The 15,176-nt window shown below is 71.6% G+C and carries 13 protein-coding genes; 8 read left to right on the plus strand and 5 right to left on the minus strand.

Going from position 1 to position 15,176, the window contains the following annotated elements; all coding sequences use genetic code 11:
* Positions 1-98: 98 nt before the first annotated feature.
* From ACGFNV_RS07060 to ACGFNV_RS07075, 4 genes are all read left to right on the plus strand, one after another.
* On the plus strand, positions 99-731 hold the full coding sequence (locus ACGFNV_RS07060) for an AIM24 family protein (RefSeq protein WP_393621442.1): 633 nt from the start codon (positions 99-101) through the stop codon (positions 729-731).
* Between the two features lies 1 nt (position 732).
* Positions 733-1,383, plus strand: coding sequence for an AIM24 family protein (locus ACGFNV_RS07065; RefSeq protein ID WP_393620134.1), 651 nt, complete (start codon positions 733-735; stop codon positions 1,381-1,383).
* Between the two features lie 38 nt (positions 1,384-1,421).
* Positions 1,422-2,174 (plus strand): AIM24 family protein, encoded by a 753-nt coding sequence (locus tag ACGFNV_RS07070; RefSeq protein ID WP_393621443.1) that lies wholly within the window; start codon positions 1,422-1,424, stop codon positions 2,172-2,174.
* A gap of 92 nt (positions 2,175-2,266) precedes the next feature.
* On the plus strand, positions 2,267-2,743 hold the full coding sequence (locus tag ACGFNV_RS07075) for a MarR family transcriptional regulator (RefSeq protein ID WP_133927787.1): 477 nt from the start codon (positions 2,267-2,269) through the stop codon (positions 2,741-2,743).
* Between the two features lie 7 nt (positions 2,744-2,750).
* Here ACGFNV_RS07075 and ACGFNV_RS07080 read toward each other — a convergent pair whose 3' ends face one another.
* Together ACGFNV_RS07080 and ACGFNV_RS07085 are read right to left on the minus strand one after the other, a co-directional pair.
* Positions 2,751-4,223 (minus strand): sensor histidine kinase, encoded by a 1,473-nt coding sequence (locus ACGFNV_RS07080; RefSeq protein ID WP_393620136.1) that lies wholly within the window; start codon positions 4,221-4,223, stop codon positions 2,751-2,753.
* Positions 4,220-4,888 (minus strand): response regulator transcription factor, encoded by a 669-nt coding sequence (locus ACGFNV_RS07085; protein WP_393620138.1) that lies wholly within the window; start codon positions 4,886-4,888, stop codon positions 4,220-4,222. Before ACGFNV_RS07085 ends, ACGFNV_RS07080 begins: the two co-directional genes overlap by 4 nt.
* Before the next feature lie 124 nt (positions 4,889-5,012).
* Between ACGFNV_RS07085 and ACGFNV_RS07090 the strand changes: the two genes are divergently transcribed.
* Positions 5,013-5,654 carry a PepSY domain-containing protein gene (locus ACGFNV_RS07090; RefSeq protein WP_393620140.1) on the plus strand — a complete coding sequence of 214 codons (642 nt, stop codon included), beginning with the start codon at positions 5,013-5,015 and terminating at the stop codon, positions 5,652-5,654.
* Here ACGFNV_RS07090 and ACGFNV_RS07095 read toward each other — a convergent pair whose 3' ends face one another.
* The 3 genes from ACGFNV_RS07095 to ACGFNV_RS07105 all read right to left on the minus strand — a co-directional run bounded on the left by ACGFNV_RS07095 (position 5,655) and on the right by ACGFNV_RS07105 (position 9,287).
* The gene (locus tag ACGFNV_RS07095) at positions 5,655-6,887 is read right to left on the minus strand and encodes an MFS transporter (protein ID WP_393620141.1); all 1,233 of its coding nucleotides are present in this window, start codon (positions 6,885-6,887) and stop codon (positions 5,655-5,657) included.
* 158 nt (positions 6,888-7,045) lie between these two features.
* The gene (gene meaB / locus ACGFNV_RS07100) at positions 7,046-8,002 is read right to left on the minus strand and encodes a methylmalonyl Co-A mutase-associated GTPase MeaB (RefSeq protein ID WP_393621445.1); all 957 of its coding nucleotides are present in this window, start codon (positions 8,000-8,002) and stop codon (positions 7,046-7,048) included.
* Positions 8,003-8,084: 82 nt separating this feature from the next.
* The gene (locus ACGFNV_RS07105; protein WP_393620142.1) at positions 8,085-9,287 is read right to left on the minus strand and encodes an acetyl-CoA C-acetyltransferase; all 1,203 of its coding nucleotides are present in this window, start codon (positions 9,285-9,287) and stop codon (positions 8,085-8,087) included.
* 147 nt (positions 9,288-9,434) lie between these two features.
* Here ACGFNV_RS07105 and mce point away from each other — a divergent pair, with 147 nt between their 5' ends.
* The 3 genes from mce (at position 9,435) to ACGFNV_RS07120 (ending at position 15,119) form a co-directional block, all read left to right on the plus strand.
* The gene (mce, locus tag ACGFNV_RS07110; RefSeq protein WP_389427415.1) at positions 9,435-9,875 is read left to right on the plus strand and encodes a methylmalonyl-CoA epimerase; all 441 of its coding nucleotides are present in this window, start codon (positions 9,435-9,437) and stop codon (positions 9,873-9,875) included.
* Between the two features lie 210 nt (positions 9,876-10,085).
* Complete coding sequence (gene scy, locus ACGFNV_RS07115) at positions 10,086-14,000, plus strand: polarized growth protein Scy (RefSeq protein WP_393620144.1); 3,915 nt, start codon at positions 10,086-10,088, stop codon at positions 13,998-14,000.
* A gap of 183 nt (positions 14,001-14,183) precedes the next feature.
* A complete protein-coding gene (locus ACGFNV_RS07120) occupies positions 14,184-15,119 on the plus strand; it encodes a cellulose-binding protein (protein WP_133927059.1) in 936 nt (311 codons plus the stop codon).
* The last annotated feature ends 57 nt before the right edge of the window (positions 15,120-15,176 follow it).

Raw genomic sequence — 15,176 nt, forward strand, 5'->3', positions numbered from 1 at the left:
GCACAGTGCAAGGACCCCTTAGGGGTTCGGTCGGGGTCCGTCTCCACCCGGAGGCTCTGTCCGACGGGCCGACCTGCGGCTACCTTCACCCCGTGGCGATGTTCCGACTGCAAGGAAGCAAGGTGCTCGCCGTCGACATGACCGGGGATGCCGTGAAGGCGAAGAACGGCTCGATGGTCGCGTACGACGGGCAGATGGCCTTCAAGAAGATGAGTGGCGGCGGCGAGGGACTGCGGGGGATGGTGACCCGGCGGCTCACCGGCGAGCAGATGACCGTGATGGAGGTGAAGGGGCAGGGGACCTGCTGGTTCGCGGACCGTGCTTCGGAGATCAACCTCGTCAATCTCCAGGGGGACAAGCTGTACGTGGAGTCGAGCAACCTGCTCGCGACCGACGCCGGCCTCAGGACCGGCACGAGCTTCACCGGACTGCGCGGCGCGTCCCAGGGCAACGGGCTGTTCACGACGACCGTCGAGGGGCACGGCCAGGCGGCGATCACGTCGGACGGGCCGGCCGTGGTGCTGCGGGTCAGCCCGCAGTACCCGCTGATCGTCGACCCGGGGGCGTACATCGCCCACCAGGGCAATGTCCGGCAGTCCTTCCAGTCCGGTGTGACGTTCCGCACGTTCCTCGGGGAGGGCGGCGGCGAGGCCTTCCAGATCCGCTTCGAGGGCGACGGCCTGGTGTACGTGCAGCCGAGCGAGCGGAACACGATCGCGGGGGATGTGTGACATGCCCTTCCGCGAGCTCAACTCGAAGATCGTCGAGGCGACGGTCATGCCCGGCCAGCGGCTGTTCAGCCAGCGCGGCGCGATGCTCGCCTACCGGGGCGAGGTCTCCTTCACGCCCAACCTCCAGGGCGGCCAGGGCGGTGTGATGTCGATGATCGGCCGCCGCCTGGCCAACGAGGACACCCCGCTGATGACCGTCGAGGGCAGCGGCACCGTCCTCTTCGGTCACGGGGGCCACCACGTCCAGGTCATCCAGCTCACGGGCGACACTCTCTACGTCGAGGCCGACCGCCTGCTCGCCTTCGAGGGCACCCTGCAGCAGGGCACGATGTTCATGGGCTCGCAAGGCGGCGTCATGGGCATGGTTCGGGGCCAGATCAGCGGCCAGGGTCTGTTCACCACCACCCTCAAGGGCCACGGCGCGGTCGCCGTGATGGCCCACGGCGGCGTCTTCGAGATCCCGATCACGCCCCAGCGCCCGATCCACGTCGACCCCCAGGCCTACGTCGCCCACCACGGCGACGTCCGCAACAAGCTGTCCACCGCGCTGGGCTGGCGCGACATGGTGGGACGCGGCTCCGGCGAGGCCTTCCAACTGGAGCTCAGCGGCAACGGCACGGTGTACGTCCAGGCCTCGGAGGAGAAGCTGTGACCACCTATCCGGGCGCAGGTCCCGTGGTCCACGACCCCATGACGCTGCCCGTCGACGACAACGTCAACGCCTACACCTTCTGCGTGGAACTCAAGGGGAGCCAGTGGTTCCTGCAGAAGGGGAAGATGATCGCCTACTACGGGTCGATCGACTTCAACGGCATCGGACACGGCCGACTCGACCGACTTGTCCGCACGTCCTTTCATTCGCCTCTGCACGCGAGCGACTGGGTCGTGGCGGAGGGCTCGGGCAAGATGCTCCTCGCCGACCGGGCCTTCGATGTGAACTCGTACGACCTGGACGACGGCAATCTGACCATTCGCTCGGGCAATCTGCTCGCTTTTCAGCCAAGTCTGTCACTCAAGCAGTCGATCGTGCCGGGTTTTCTGACACTCATCGGAACCGGAAAGTTCGTGGCCGCGTCAAACGGTCCGGTGGTGTTCATGGAACCCCCCATCCGGGTGGATCCGCAGGCACTCGTCGGCTGGGCCGACTGCCCCTCGCCGTGCCATCACTACGACCACGGCTACATGACCGGCGTAATGGGCGGTCTACGTGCGATGACGGGCCTCGGCGGGGCCTCCGGGGAGGAGCACCAGTTCGAGTTCGTGGGAGCCGGAACGGTGCTGCTCCAGTCGACGGAGACCTTGATGGCCGAGCAGGCCACCGGAGTGACTCCGCACGAGCCGGGCGTGCCCGGTGGCGGCGGCGCACCGGGCGGTCACGGCCCGTCAGGCACACCGCGACTTCCCGGACAGCTGGGAGACCTCCAGCGTCGCTTCGGGCTGTGAGCGGTAGTCTGCGGAGTGTGACATCGAACGCGTGCGCACCGTCACACCACCCTCATTAGTTCGCCTTTCAACTTCTTAGGTGGACTTCATTCATGGAGACCGAGACGGCCACACACTGGCTGACCGATGCGGAGCAGTGCGCCTGGCGCACCCACCTGGAGGTCAACAGGCTGTTGACGTACCAGCTCGAAAAGGACCTCCAGCCGTTCGGTCTGACAATGAACGACTACGAGATCCTGGTGAACCTCTCCGAGTCGGAGGGCGTACGGATGCGAATGAGCGACCTCGCGTCCGCCACCCTCCAGTCCAAGAGCCGCCTCTCGCACCAGATCACCCGCATGGAGAACGCGGACCTGGTGCGCCGGGAGAACTGCGAGTCCGACCGCCGCGGACTGTACGCCGTGCTCACCGAGCACGGCATGGAGACGATGAAGAAGGTCGCGCCCCATCATGTGGCGTCTGTGCGGAGGCACTTCATCGACCTGCTCTCCCCCGAGGCCCTGACCGAGCTCGACAAGGCCCTCAAGCCCATCGCGGAACACCTGCGCGGGCACCGGGGCCGTCCCTGAGCATCCTCTAGACCGAAGGCAGGCGGAGCTCGAACAGGGCTCCGCCTGTCGGCGCGTCGCGGACCGTGAGGGTGCCGCCGTGCCGGACGGCCACGTCACGGGCGATGGCGAGGCCCAGTCCCGCGCCGCCGTCGTCGCGGCTGCGGGCGGCGTCGAGCCGTACGAACCGCTCGAAGACGCGCTCCCGTTCCCCCTCGGGCACCCCGTCGCCGTCGTCGGCGACCTCCAGCACCGCCCGGCCCCCCTCCCGTCGAACGGTGACCGACACCGCCTCGCGCGCGTGCCGCCGCGCGTTGTCCAGCAGATTGGCCAGCACCCGCTCCAGCTGCCCCCGCGATCCGGCCACTTCCACGCCCTCGGCCGCCTCGACCGTCACCCCGGCCCGCCCGGTGGCCCCCTCCCGCGCCAGCGCGCCCAGGTCCACCCGGGTGTCGCCCCGCCGCTCCCCCGCGTCCAGACGCGCCAGCAGCAGCAGGTCGGCGGCCAGTTGCTGAAGCCGTACGGTGTCCTCGACCGCGCCCGGGACGTCCAGCAGCCCGGGATGGGCGACGCCCACCTCCAACTGCGTGCGCAGACTGGCGATCGGGCTGCGCAGCTCGTGGGAGGCGTCGGCGACGAACCGGCGCTGGCGCGCCACGGAGGCCTCCAGCGCTGCCAGCGTGGCGTTGGTGGTGCGGGCGAGCCGAGCCACCTCGTCGTGCGTGTCCGGCTCCGGGACGCGCCGGGCCAGGTCCTCGGAGGCGGTGATCGCGGCCATCTCGCGCCGGATGCCCTCCACCGGGCGCAGGGCGCGCCGGGTGACCAGCCAGGTCACGCCCGCGACGACGCCCAGCAGCAGCGGGAAGCCGATCAGCATGCTGGTCAGCGCGGTGCGCACGGCGCTGTGCTCGGCGGAGAGGGGGGCGCCCGCGTACACGGTGAGGGTGCCGCGGTCACCGGTGTCCACGTGGACGGCGGCGAATCGGTAGTCCCCGGTGTCCCCGTCGACCGTCGCGGCACCGTCGGAGAAGTCGGTGTCCTCGTCGATCTCACCGGCGTCGAGGCCGCCTTCGCCGTTCTTGTCGTCCGTCGCGTCGCCCGCCTTGTCGTCCGCGTCGTCGGTGTCTTCAGTGTCTTCAGTGTCTTCGGGGGCGGTCTGCCCGGCACCAGGGGTCGCCGCCGCCCGCGGCCGCACGGCGTCGCTGCCCGTCCCGCTGATCCGCTCCAGGTCCTCACTGGCCGCGACCAGCGTCCCGTCCTCCGTGACGACCTGGACCGGCCGGTCGTCGCCGTCGAGGGACAGCTGCGCGTAGCTCTTCCCGGCGGCGAGTTCGGCGGCGACCTCCCGCGCGGTGCGTTCGGCCTGGGTGCCGGCCTGGCCGCTCAGGTTGGACCGCAGGGACAGCAGGACCGCCACCCCGGCGGCGACCAGGGCGACGGCGACGACGAGCGTGGCGCCGAGCGTGGCCCGGGCCCGGACGGAACCGAACAGGCGTCTCACCGGGCCGCCTCCAACCGGTACCCGGCACCGCGCACGGTCCGGATGAGCGCGGCGCCCAGCTTGCGGCGCAGGGCGCTGACGTAGACCTCGACGATGTTGGGGTCGCCCTCGTAGGCGAAGTCCCAGACGTGGTCGAGGATCTCGCCCTTGGACACCACCTCGCCCGCCCGCAGTACGAGCTGCTCCAGGACGGCGAACTCCTTGGCGGTGAGCGTCACCTCGTCGTCGCGCAGGTGGACACGGCGTGCGGCGGTGTCGACCCGCAGCTCGCCGAGGACGTGCACGGGTGATGCCCCCGCCCCCTGCCCGCGGCGCCGCAGCAGCGCCTTGATCCGCGCGACCAGCACCACGTACGAGAACGGCTTGGTCAGATAGTCGTCCGCGCCCGTGTCCAGGCCCTCGGCCTCGTCGTACTCGCCGTCCTTGGCGGTGAGCATCAGGATGGGCACGTCGTGGCCGGCGGCGCGCAGCGCGGAGCAGACGCGGTAGCCGTTCATGCCGGGCAGCATGATGTCGAGCACGAGCAGGTCGTACGGCGACTCGCTCGCCCGGTGCAGCCCCTCCAGGCCGTCGTGGACGACGTCCACGGCGTAGCCCTCGGCGGTCAGGCCCTTGGCCAGGGACAGGGCGAGACGCTTCTCGTCCTCGACGATCAACAGGCGCATGGGAACAGGGTGCCAAAGCGAACCTGAAGCGATCTTCAGGTGGCTTCAGCGGGGCTTCAGGTCCGGTTCGGCAGGTTGGTTCTCGTCGAAGCGAACGGAACGAACCCACCACGGGAGGACATCCATGAAGCGCCACCTCGTCGTCGTCTCCACCGTCACCGCGGCCGTCATGATCGGCGGCGGTGCGACGCTCGCCTTCGGCGCGGCAGGCGAGGACGACGCGCCCGCCAAGGCGCCTACGGCGGTGTCGGGGGACGACAGGGACACCAAGGGCCAGGACGACACCAGCGACGACCGTGACGACCGCACCGGTGACTCCGCCGAGGCGCGTGACAGCAAGCTGACCGCCGCTCAGGCGATCGACGCGGCCCTGAAGGCGAAGCCGGGAACGGCGGTCTCCGCCGACCTCGACGCCGGTGACGACGAGGACGGGGACGACGTCCGCGGCTGGGAGGTCGACATCCTGGGCAAGGGCACGACCTCGTACACCGTCCACGTGGACCAGCAGACCGGCAGGATCCTCGCCACGGAGACCGAGCAGGACGACGACGCCGCCGACGCCCACCGTGCCCTGAAGGTCGCCACCGTCGACGCCAAGCAGGCGGCCGAGGCAGCCGCCCCCAAGGGCACCGTGACCTCCGTCGACCTCGACGACGACCGCTCCCCCCGCTGGGACGTGGAGACCACGGACACCCACAGCAAGGACCACGACTGGAACGTCGACCCGAAGACTGCGAAGGTCACGGCGGACCGCGACGACGACTGATCAGACCCGAAGGGACCGGGGCCGCGCCCGAGGCGTGCGGCCCCGTCCGGCTGTCGCCCACACGGCGCCGCCCGCCGAAAGCAGCGCCACACACCCCGCCGCGGCGAAGCACACGCCGAGCGGGGCGTGGCTCAGCAGCAGTCCGGCTGTGATCGCGCCGCAGGAACTGCCCGCGTTCACGGCGGTGTTGATCCAGGCGCCCGCCCGGGTCCGGGCGCCCGGCGGCGCCGTCTCGTCCGCGATGAGGTAGGCCGTGGTCAGGGCCGGGGCGACGAAGACACCGGCGCAGACGAGGGCCGCGGTGAGGGTCCAGGGGTCGGGGGCGAGGCCGGCCGCGCACACCACCAGGCCGAGGCCCGCCGCCTGCCACGGCAGCCGTACCCGCGCGGGTGTGCGCCAGTCGATCGCGCCGTTCAGGAGGCCCCCCACCGCGCTGCCCACCGAGAGCGCGGCCAGCATCCAGGCGACCGTGTCCCCGCCGTACCCGTGCCGGTCGGCGAAGGCCGCCACCAGCAGGTCGACGGCGCTGAGCGCGAGGCCCGCCCCGGCCGCCACGAGGACCGGTGGGAGCAGCCCCTGAGCGGAGCCCTTCTCGCGTTGCCGCCGCCGTTCCGAGGACCCCCGGATGCCGCCCACCACCGGTGAGGCCACGAACGCGCACGTCCCGGCCGCGATCAGTGCCGCGGTCAGCAGCAGTCCGGCGGCCGGGGTGGTGTACCGGACCAGTACGCCGACCAGGACGGGGCCCGACACGTACAGCAGTTCCTCGGCGACGCCGTCGAGGCTGTACGCCCGTTGCAGCAGTCGCCGGTCCTGGACCAGTTCGCCCCAGACCATGCGCATGGTCGGGCCGAGCGGGGGCGCGCAGGCGCCCGTGAGCGCGGCGACCGTGCCGAGCACCACCGCCGGTGTTCCGGGGTTCCAGGTGACCGCGGCGAGCAGGGAGAGCAGGCCGGCGTGGAGCAGGGCCATGGGCGTCAGAGCGCGGCGCGGGCCGTGGCGGTCGACCAGGGAGGCCCGTAACGGCATCAGGAGGACCGTGGAGGTCCCGAACAGGACCATGACGGTACCGGCCACGGCGTACGAGCCTGTCGCCCGGACCGTGGCGAGCAGCAGGGAGAGGGAGACCACCCCGTACGCCAGGCGTCCCGCGAGGGCGGCGGCGAAGGTGGAGCGGGCGCGGGGGACGCGCAGGACGGCGGCGTACGACAGCCGCGAAGGAGGTGCGGACATGCGTGAGTTCCTCGACGTGAGGCGGAGAGGGGACACCGGAGTGCCACGGCGACGGGGCCGATCGCTCGGCTGCCGTGCGTGGCTCGTCGGTGTGCTCTACGCACAGAGGAGGAACATGCGGGTCAACGTACCAGGGTGGACCCGTAGTCGACGATCCCTCAGGACTCGGTGAGGCCCGCCACCAGTTCGTCCGCCGCCCGGTACGGGTCGAGTTCGCCGGAGATGATGCGGTCCGCGAGTGCGCTGAGGCGGCGGTCGCCGTGGAGGTCGCCGATGCGTTCGCGCAGGGCCGTGACGGCGATGGTCTCGACCTCGCGGGCGGCGCGGGAGAGGCGGCGTTCGGCCAGGACGCCGTGTTCCTCCATCCAGGCGCGGTGCTTCTCCAGGGCCTCCACCACCTCGTCGACGCCCTCGGCGCGGGCGGCGACCGTCTTGACGATGGGCGGGCGCCAGTCGCCGGGGCCGCGGGACTCGCCGAGGCCCAGCATGTGGTTGAGCTCGCGGGCGGTGGCGTCCGCGCCGTCGCGGTCGGCCTTGTTGACGACGTAGACGTCGCCGATCTCCAGGATTCCGGCCTTGGCGGCCTGGATGCCGTCGCCCATGCCGGGGGCCAGCAGGACGACGGAGGTGTCGGCCTGGGAGGCGATCTCCACCTCCGACTGGCCGACGCCGACCGTCTCGACGAGGACCACGTCGCAGCCCGCCGCGTCGAGGACGCGGATCGCCTGCGGGGCGGCCCAGGCGAGGCCGCCCAGGTGGCCGCGGGTGGCCATCGAGCGGATGTAGACGCCCGGGTCGGAGGCGTGCTCCGACATGCGGACGCGGTCACCGAGGAGGGCACCGCCGGAGAACGGGGAGGACGGGTCGACGGCGAGGACGCCGACCCGCTTGCCCTGCTTGCGGTAGGCGGTCACCAGCGCCGACGTCGACGTGGACTTGCCGACGCCCGGTGAGCCGGTGAGGCCCACGACGTACGCGTTGCCGGTCAGCGGGGCCAGGGCGGCCATGACCTCCCTGAGCTGCGGGGACGCCCCCTCCACCAGGGAGATCAGCCGGGCCACGGCCCGGGGCCGGCCTTCCCTGGCCTGGGCCACCAGAGTGGAGACGTCCTGCATCACAGCTCCGTTCACGAAGGTCACGACGGCCGTGCCGGACACCACCGTCACACCCGTCACCAGAAGAGACCGGCAAAACCGCTTACGCCTTCGGTACCCGCACGATCAGCGCGTCACCCTGACCGCCGCCGCCGCACAGCGCGGCCGCGCCGACGCCGCCGCCGCGCCGCTTGAGCTCCAGGGCGAGGTGCAGGACGAGGCGGGCGCCCGACATGCCGATGGGGTGGCCCAGGGCGATGGCGCCACCGTTGACGTTCACCTTTTCCGTGGACACTCCGAGGTCGTTCATTGACTGGACCGCCACGGCGGCGAAGGCCTCGTTGATCTCGATGAGGTCGAGGTCGGAGACCTCCAGGCCCTCCTTCTTGAGGGCGTGCTGGATCGCGTTGGACGGCTGGGACTGCAGGGAGTTGTCCGGTCCCGCCACGTTGCCGTGGGCGCCGATCTCGGCGATCCAGTCCAGGCCGAGCTCCTGCGCCTTGGCCTTGCTCATCACGACCACGGCCGCCGCACCGTCCGAGATCTGCGAGGAGGAGCCGGCGGTGATCGTGCCGTCCCGGGTGAAGGCGGGGCGCAGCTTGCCGAGGGACTCTGCGGTGGTGTCGCCGCGGATGCCCTCGTCCTTGCTGAAGACGACCGCGTCGCCCTTGCGCTGCGGGATCTCGACGGGGGTGATCTCGGCCTCGAAGACGCCGTTCTTCTGGGCGGCGGCGGCGCGCTGGTGGGACAGGGCGGCGATCTCGTCCTGCTCCTGGCGGCCGATGCCGAGGCGGGTGTTGTGCTTCTCCGTCGACTCGCCCATGGCGATGTTCTCGAAGGCGTCGGTGAGGCCGTCGTAGGCCATCGCGTCGAGCATCTCCACCGCGCCGTACTTGAAGCCCTCGCGGGACTTCGGCAGCAGGTGGGGGGCGTTGGTCATGGACTCCTGGCCGCCCGCGACGATCACGTCGAACTCACCCGCGCGGATCAGCTGGTCGGCGAGCGCGATGGCGTCGAGGCCCGAAAGACACACCTTGTTGACGGTGAGTGCCGGGACGCTCATCGGGATGCCGGCCTTGACGGCGGCCTGGCGGGCCGGGATCTGGCCCGCGCCGGCCTGGAGCACCTGCCCCATGATCACGTACTGGACCTGGTCGCCCCCGATCCCCGCACGGTCGAGGGCGGCCTTGATCGCGAAGCCGCCGAGGTCGGCTCCGGAGAAGGACTTCAGCGAGCCCAGCAACCGTCCCATGGGCGTACGGGCGCCCGCGACGATCACCGAGGTGGTGCCGTTCGTTCCAGTCATGAGGTGCGATCCCCTTCCGGCTGCACTGCCGAGGAGTGAACGAGGGTTTACTTCGAATGTACTGAGTGGCACTCCGTGCCGTCATCGGGCCGTCGGTGTGATCGCGCGCACGTTGCGTAACCACCTCCGGGGCGCTGCACTGAATCCATGCTGACGCGAATCGACCACATCGGGATCGCCTGTTTCGACCTCGACAAGACTGTCGAGTTCTACCGCGCGACCTACGGCTTCGAGGTCTTCCACTCCGAGGTCAACGAGGAGCAGGGGGTCCGCGAAGCCATGCTCAAGATCAACGATACGTCGGACGGCGGAGCCTCGTACCTCCAGCTCCTGGAGCCGACCCGGGAGGACTCCACGGTCGCCAAGTGGCTCGCGAAGAACGGCGAGGGCGTCCACCACATCGCTTTCGGTACGGCGGATGTCGACACCGAGGCGGCCGACATCAAGGAGAAGGGCGTACGCGTTCTGTACGAAGAGCCACGACGCGGTTCCATGGGGTCGCGGATCACGTTCCTGCACCCGAAGGATTGCCATGGCGTTCTGACAGAACTGGTCACTTCTGCGCCTGTTGAGTCACCTGAGCACTGACCCCCGTACATATGGGCCGGTAGGGTTGGGTGCGGTCGCCGCTCCACCAGGGTGACCGCAGTCCGGGGTCCTGTGTTTCGGGGGACGCGCGACGGGGCAGCAGTCCGTGCTCCGCCGTTGATCTGACACCATTCCCCGGGGGCCCCGTTCGGCGTACGGACGGAGCTCGTACGGAGAAGGTTGCGACCAGGGGACGGATGGGACCGCGCAGTGCGGGGCTACGAGAGCCAGGAGCGGGAGCCGGCGGCTGACGTCGACCACCTCACTCGGTTCGAAGCCGAGATGAAACGGCTGAAGACCGAGCGGGAAAAGGCGATCCAGCATGCCGAGGACCTCGGCTACCAGGTCGAGGTGCTGCGCGCCAAGTTGCACGAGGCGCGGCGCACCATCATGTCCCGGCCCGCCTTCGACGGCGGGGACATCGGCTATCAGGCCGAACAGTTGCTGCGCAATGCCCAGATGCAGGCCGACCAGCTGCGCCAGGAGGCCGAGCGCGAGCTGAGCCAGGCGCGGGCGCAGACCCAGCGGATCCTCCAGGAGCACGCCGAGCAGGCCGCGCGCCTCCAGTCGGAGCTGCACCAGGAGGCCGTCTCCCGGCGTCAGCAGCTCGACCAGGAGCTGGCGGAGCGCCGCCAGACCGTCGAGTCGCACGTCAACGAGAACGTCGCCTGGGCGGAGCAGCTGCGCGCCCGTACGGAGCAACAGGCCCGCCGTCTTCTCGACGAGTCGCGTGCCGAGGCCGAGCAGGCGCTGGCCGCGGCCCGCGCGGAGGCCGAGCGGGTCGCCTCCGAGGCCCGGCAGCGGCTCCAGAGCGAGGCCGAGTCGGCCCGCGCGGAGGCCGAGCAGTTGCTGCGCCGCGCCCGCGCGGACGCCGAGCGGCTGCTGAACGCCGCCTCCACGCAGGCGCAGGAGGCCACCGACCACGCCGAGCAGCTGCGCACCTCCACCGCGACCGAGTCGGACGCCGCGCGCCGCCAGGCGGGTGAGCTCAGCCGTGCCGCCGAGCAGCGCATGGCCGAGGCGGAGACCGCGCTGCGCGAGGCGCGCGCCGAGGCCGAGAAGCTGGTCACCGAGGCCAAGACCGCCGCCGAGAAGGCCCTCGCCAGCGCCGAGACGACCAACGAGCAGCGCACCCGTACGGCGAAGGAGCAGGTCGCCCGGCTGGTCAGCGAGGCCACCAAGGAGGCCGAGACCACCAAGGCGGACGCCGAGCAGATCGTCGCCGACGCCCGCGCCGAGGCCGAGAAGGTCCTGGCCGAGGCCGCCGAGAAGGCCCGTACGCTCACCGCCGAGGAGAGCGCGACCCAGCTGTCGAAGGCGGCCAAGACCGCCGAGGACGTTCTCAACAAGGCCCAGGAGGACGCGCGCAGCACCACGCGGGCGGCGTCCGAGGAGGCGGAGCGGATCCGCCGCGAGGCCGAGGCCGAGGCGGACCGGCTGCGTGCCGAGGCGCACGACATCGCCGAGCAGCTCAAGGGCGCCGCGAAGGACGACACCAAGGAGTACCGCGCCAAGACGGTCGAGCTCCAGGAGGAGGCCCGCCGACTGCGCGGCGAGGCCGAGCAGCTGCGCTCCGAGGCGGTCTCCGAGGGCGACAAGATCCGCGCGGAGGCCCGCAAGGAGGCCGTCCAGCAGATCGAGGAGGCGGCCAAGACCGCCGAGGAGCTGCTGGCGAAGGCGAAGGCCGACGCCGACGAGCTGCGCCAGAAGGCCACCACGGACAGCGAGAAGGTCCGCACCGAGGCCATCGAGCGCGCGACGACGCTGCGCCGGCAGGCCGAGGAGACCCTGGAGCGCACCCGCGCGGAGGCCGAGCGCCAGCGTGACGAGGCGGTGGAGCTGGCCGAGACCATCACCTCCAACGCCGAGCAGGCGGCGCGCGAGCTGCGCGAGGAGACCGAGCGCGCGGTCGCGGCCCGGCAGGCGGACGCCGCCGAGGAGCTGTCGCGTCTGCAGTCGGACGCCGAGCAGCGGCTCGCCGCCGCCGAGCAGGCGCTGACGGACGCCCGTGAGGAGGCCGCGCGGATCCGCCGCGAGGCCGCCGAAGAGATCGATCGGCTGCGCGGCGAGGCCGCCGAACGCATCCGTACGCTCCAGCAGCAGGCCGAGGACGAGGCCGACCGGCTGCGCAACGAGGCCGCGGCCGACGCGTCCGCGTCCCGCGCCGAGGGCGAGTCCGTCGCCGTCCGCCTGCGGTCGGAGGCCGCGGCCGAGGCGGAGCGGCTTAAGTCGGAGGCCCAGGACACCGCCGACCGGGTGCGCGCCGAGGCGCAGGCCGCCGCCGAGCGGCTGGCCACGGAGGCGTCGGAGACGCTGGCCGCCGCCCAGGAGGAGGCCGCCCGGCGCCGCCGCGAGGCCGAGGAACTCCTCGGTTCCGCCCGCCAGGAGGCCGACCAGGAGCGCGAGCGGGCCCGCGAGCAGAGCGAGGAGCTGCTGGCGTCGGCGCGCAAGCGCGTGGAGGACGCCCAGGCCGAGTCCGTACGGCTGGTCGAGGAGGCCGACCGGCGCGCGTCGGAGATGGTGTCGGCGGCCGAGCAGCACGCCCAGCAGGTGCGGGACTCCGTCGCCGGGCTGCACGAGCAGGCGCAGGAGGAGATCACCGGGCTGCGCAGCGCCGCCGAGCACGCGGCGGACCGTACACGCCGGGAGGCCGAGGAGGAGGCGGACCGGGTCCGCTCCGACGCCTACGCCGAGCGGGAGCGGGCCGGCGAGGACGCGGCGCGGCTGCGGCGCCAGACGCACGAGGAGTCGGAGGCCGCCAAGGCGCTGGCCGAGCGTACGGTCGCGGAGGCGATCGAGGAGTCGGAGCGGCTGCGGTCGGACGCGGCGGCGCACGCCCAGCGCGTACGCACGGAGGCGTCGGACACCATCGCGCAGGCCGAGCAGGACGCCTCCCGCACCCGGGCCGACGCCCGCGAGGACGCCAACCGGATCCGGTCGGACGCGGCGACGCAGGCGGACACCCTCATCACCGAGGCGCGGTCCGAGGCGGAGCGGCTCCAGACGGAGACCATCGCGGAGGCCGAGCGGCTCCAGTCGGACACGGCCGCCGAGGCGGAGCGGGTACGGGCCGAGGCGCTGAGCGAGGCCGAGCGGCTGCGGTCGGAGACGGTCGCCCAGGCCGAGCAGATCCTCGCGGACGCGAGCGGCGAGGCGGAGCGGCTGCGTGCCGAGGCCGCCGACACGGTGGCGTCCGCGCAGCAGCACGCCGAGCGCACCCGTGCCGAGGCGGAGCGCGTCAGGGCGGAGGCGGCCGCGGAGGCCGACCGCATGATGGCCGTGGCGCGCGAGGAGGCCGACTCGACGCTGGACGAGGCCCGCAAGGACGCCAACAAGCGGCGCTCCGAGGCCGCCGAGCAGGTCGACAAGCTCATCACGGAGACCACGGCCGAGGCGGACAAGCTGCTCACCGAGGCGCAGCAGCAGGCGCAGAAGACCACCGCGGACGCCGAGTCGCAGGCGGACACGATGGTCGGCGCGGCCCGCACGGAGGCCGACCGGCTCGTCTCCGAGGCGACCCGCGAGGGCAACGCGCGCGTGGAGAAGGCCCGTACGGACGCCGACGAGCTGCTCGTCGGCGCGCGCCGGGACGCCACGGCGATCCGGGAGCGCGCGGAGGAGCTGCGTGAGCGGCTCACGGCGGAGATCGAGGAGCTGCACGAGCGGGCCCGCCGCGAGGCCGCCGAGACGATGAAGTCGACGGGCGACCGCTGCGACGCGCTGATCAAGGCGGCGGAGGAGCAGCTCGCCAAGGCGCAGGCCAAGGCGAAGGAGCTGGTGTCGGACGCCAACTCCGAGGCGGGCAAGGTCCGTATCGCCGCGGTGAAGAAGGCCGAGGGGCTGCTGAAGGAGGCCGAGCAGAAGAAGGCGGCGCTCGTTCGGGAGGCCGAGGAGCTGAAGGCCGAGGCGATCCGCGAGGCCAGGCGCACGGTCGAGGAGGGCAAGCGGGAGCTGGAGGTCCTGGTGCGCCGTCGCGAGGACATCAACGCCGAGATCTCCCGTGTCCAGGACGTCCTGGAGGCGTTGGAGTCTTTCGAGGCCCCGTCAGGGGCCAAGGACGGCGGGGTCAAGGCCGGCGCCTCGGTGGGCGCTCCTCGATCGGGTGGCAAGTCCTCGGAGAGCTAGCGGAGCGGTCGGGTTCCGGTGTTGTCTGGGGCATTTGACCAAGTTTTTGGCAAGCCGTCCCCGGGTTAGCCACTCAAAAGGGGTGTCATTCTCCAGATCGAAACCGTATCCGCTCGATGACACACCGCTTCGGCCCCTAGGATTCCCCCTATCACCTCACCGGTCTCATTCGACAGGAACCCCATGAGCGACACTTCCCCCTACGGCTTCGAGCTTGTGCGGCGTGGATACGACCGCGCGCAGGTGGACGACCGCATCTCGAAGCTCGTCTCCGACCGTGACAGCGCTCTGGCCCGTATCACCGCCCTCGAGAAGCGCATCGAGGAGCTCCACCTCGAGACGCAGAACGCCCAGGCACAGGTGAGCGACGCCGAGCCGTCGTACGCCGGTCTCGGCGCGCGTGTCGAGAAGATCCTCCGCCTCGCGGAGGAGGAGGCCAAGGACCTGCGGGAGGAGGCCCGTCGCGCCGCCGAGCAGCACCGCGAACTCGCCGAGTCCGCGGCCCAGCAGGTCCGCAACGACGCAGAATCGTTCGCTGCGGAGCGCAAGGCCAAGGCGGAGGACGAGGGCGTCCGGATCGTCGAGAAGGCCAAGAGTGACGCGTCGCAGCTGCGCTCCGAGGCCCAGAAGGACGCGCAGTCCAAGCGTGAGGAGGCCGACGCCCTCTTCGAGGAGACCCGCGCCAAGGCCGCCCAGGCCGCCGCCGACTTCGAGACCAACCTGGCCAAGCGCCGCGAGCAGTCCGAGCGCGACCTGGCCTCGCGTCAGCAGAAGGCGGAGAAGCGCCTGGCGGAGATCGAGCACCGCGCCGAGCAGCTGCGTCTGGAGGCGGAGAAGCTGCGCACCGACGCCGAGCGCCGTGCCCGCCAGACGGTGGAGACCGCCCAGCGCCAGGCCGAGGACATCGTCGCGGACGCGAACGCCAAGGCCGACCGCATCCGCTCGGAATCCGAGCGCGAGCTGGCCGCCCTCACCAACCGCCGCGACTCCATCAACGCCCAGCTCACCAACGTGCGCGAGATGCTCGCCACGCTCACGGGCGCCGCGGTGGCCGCCGCCGGCACGCCGGCCGACGACGAGCCGATCTCCCGCGGGGTTCCGGCCCAGCAGTCCCGGTAACGTTCCGGCGGCTGACGTGTGAACAACTGCGAAGCCCTCTGCCACTCCGGTGGCAGG

Origin of the sequence: Streptomyces sp. NPDC048751 (genome assembly GCF_043198595.1) — a bacterium.
Lineage (GTDB): Bacteria > Actinomycetota > Actinomycetes > Streptomycetales > Streptomycetaceae > Streptomyces.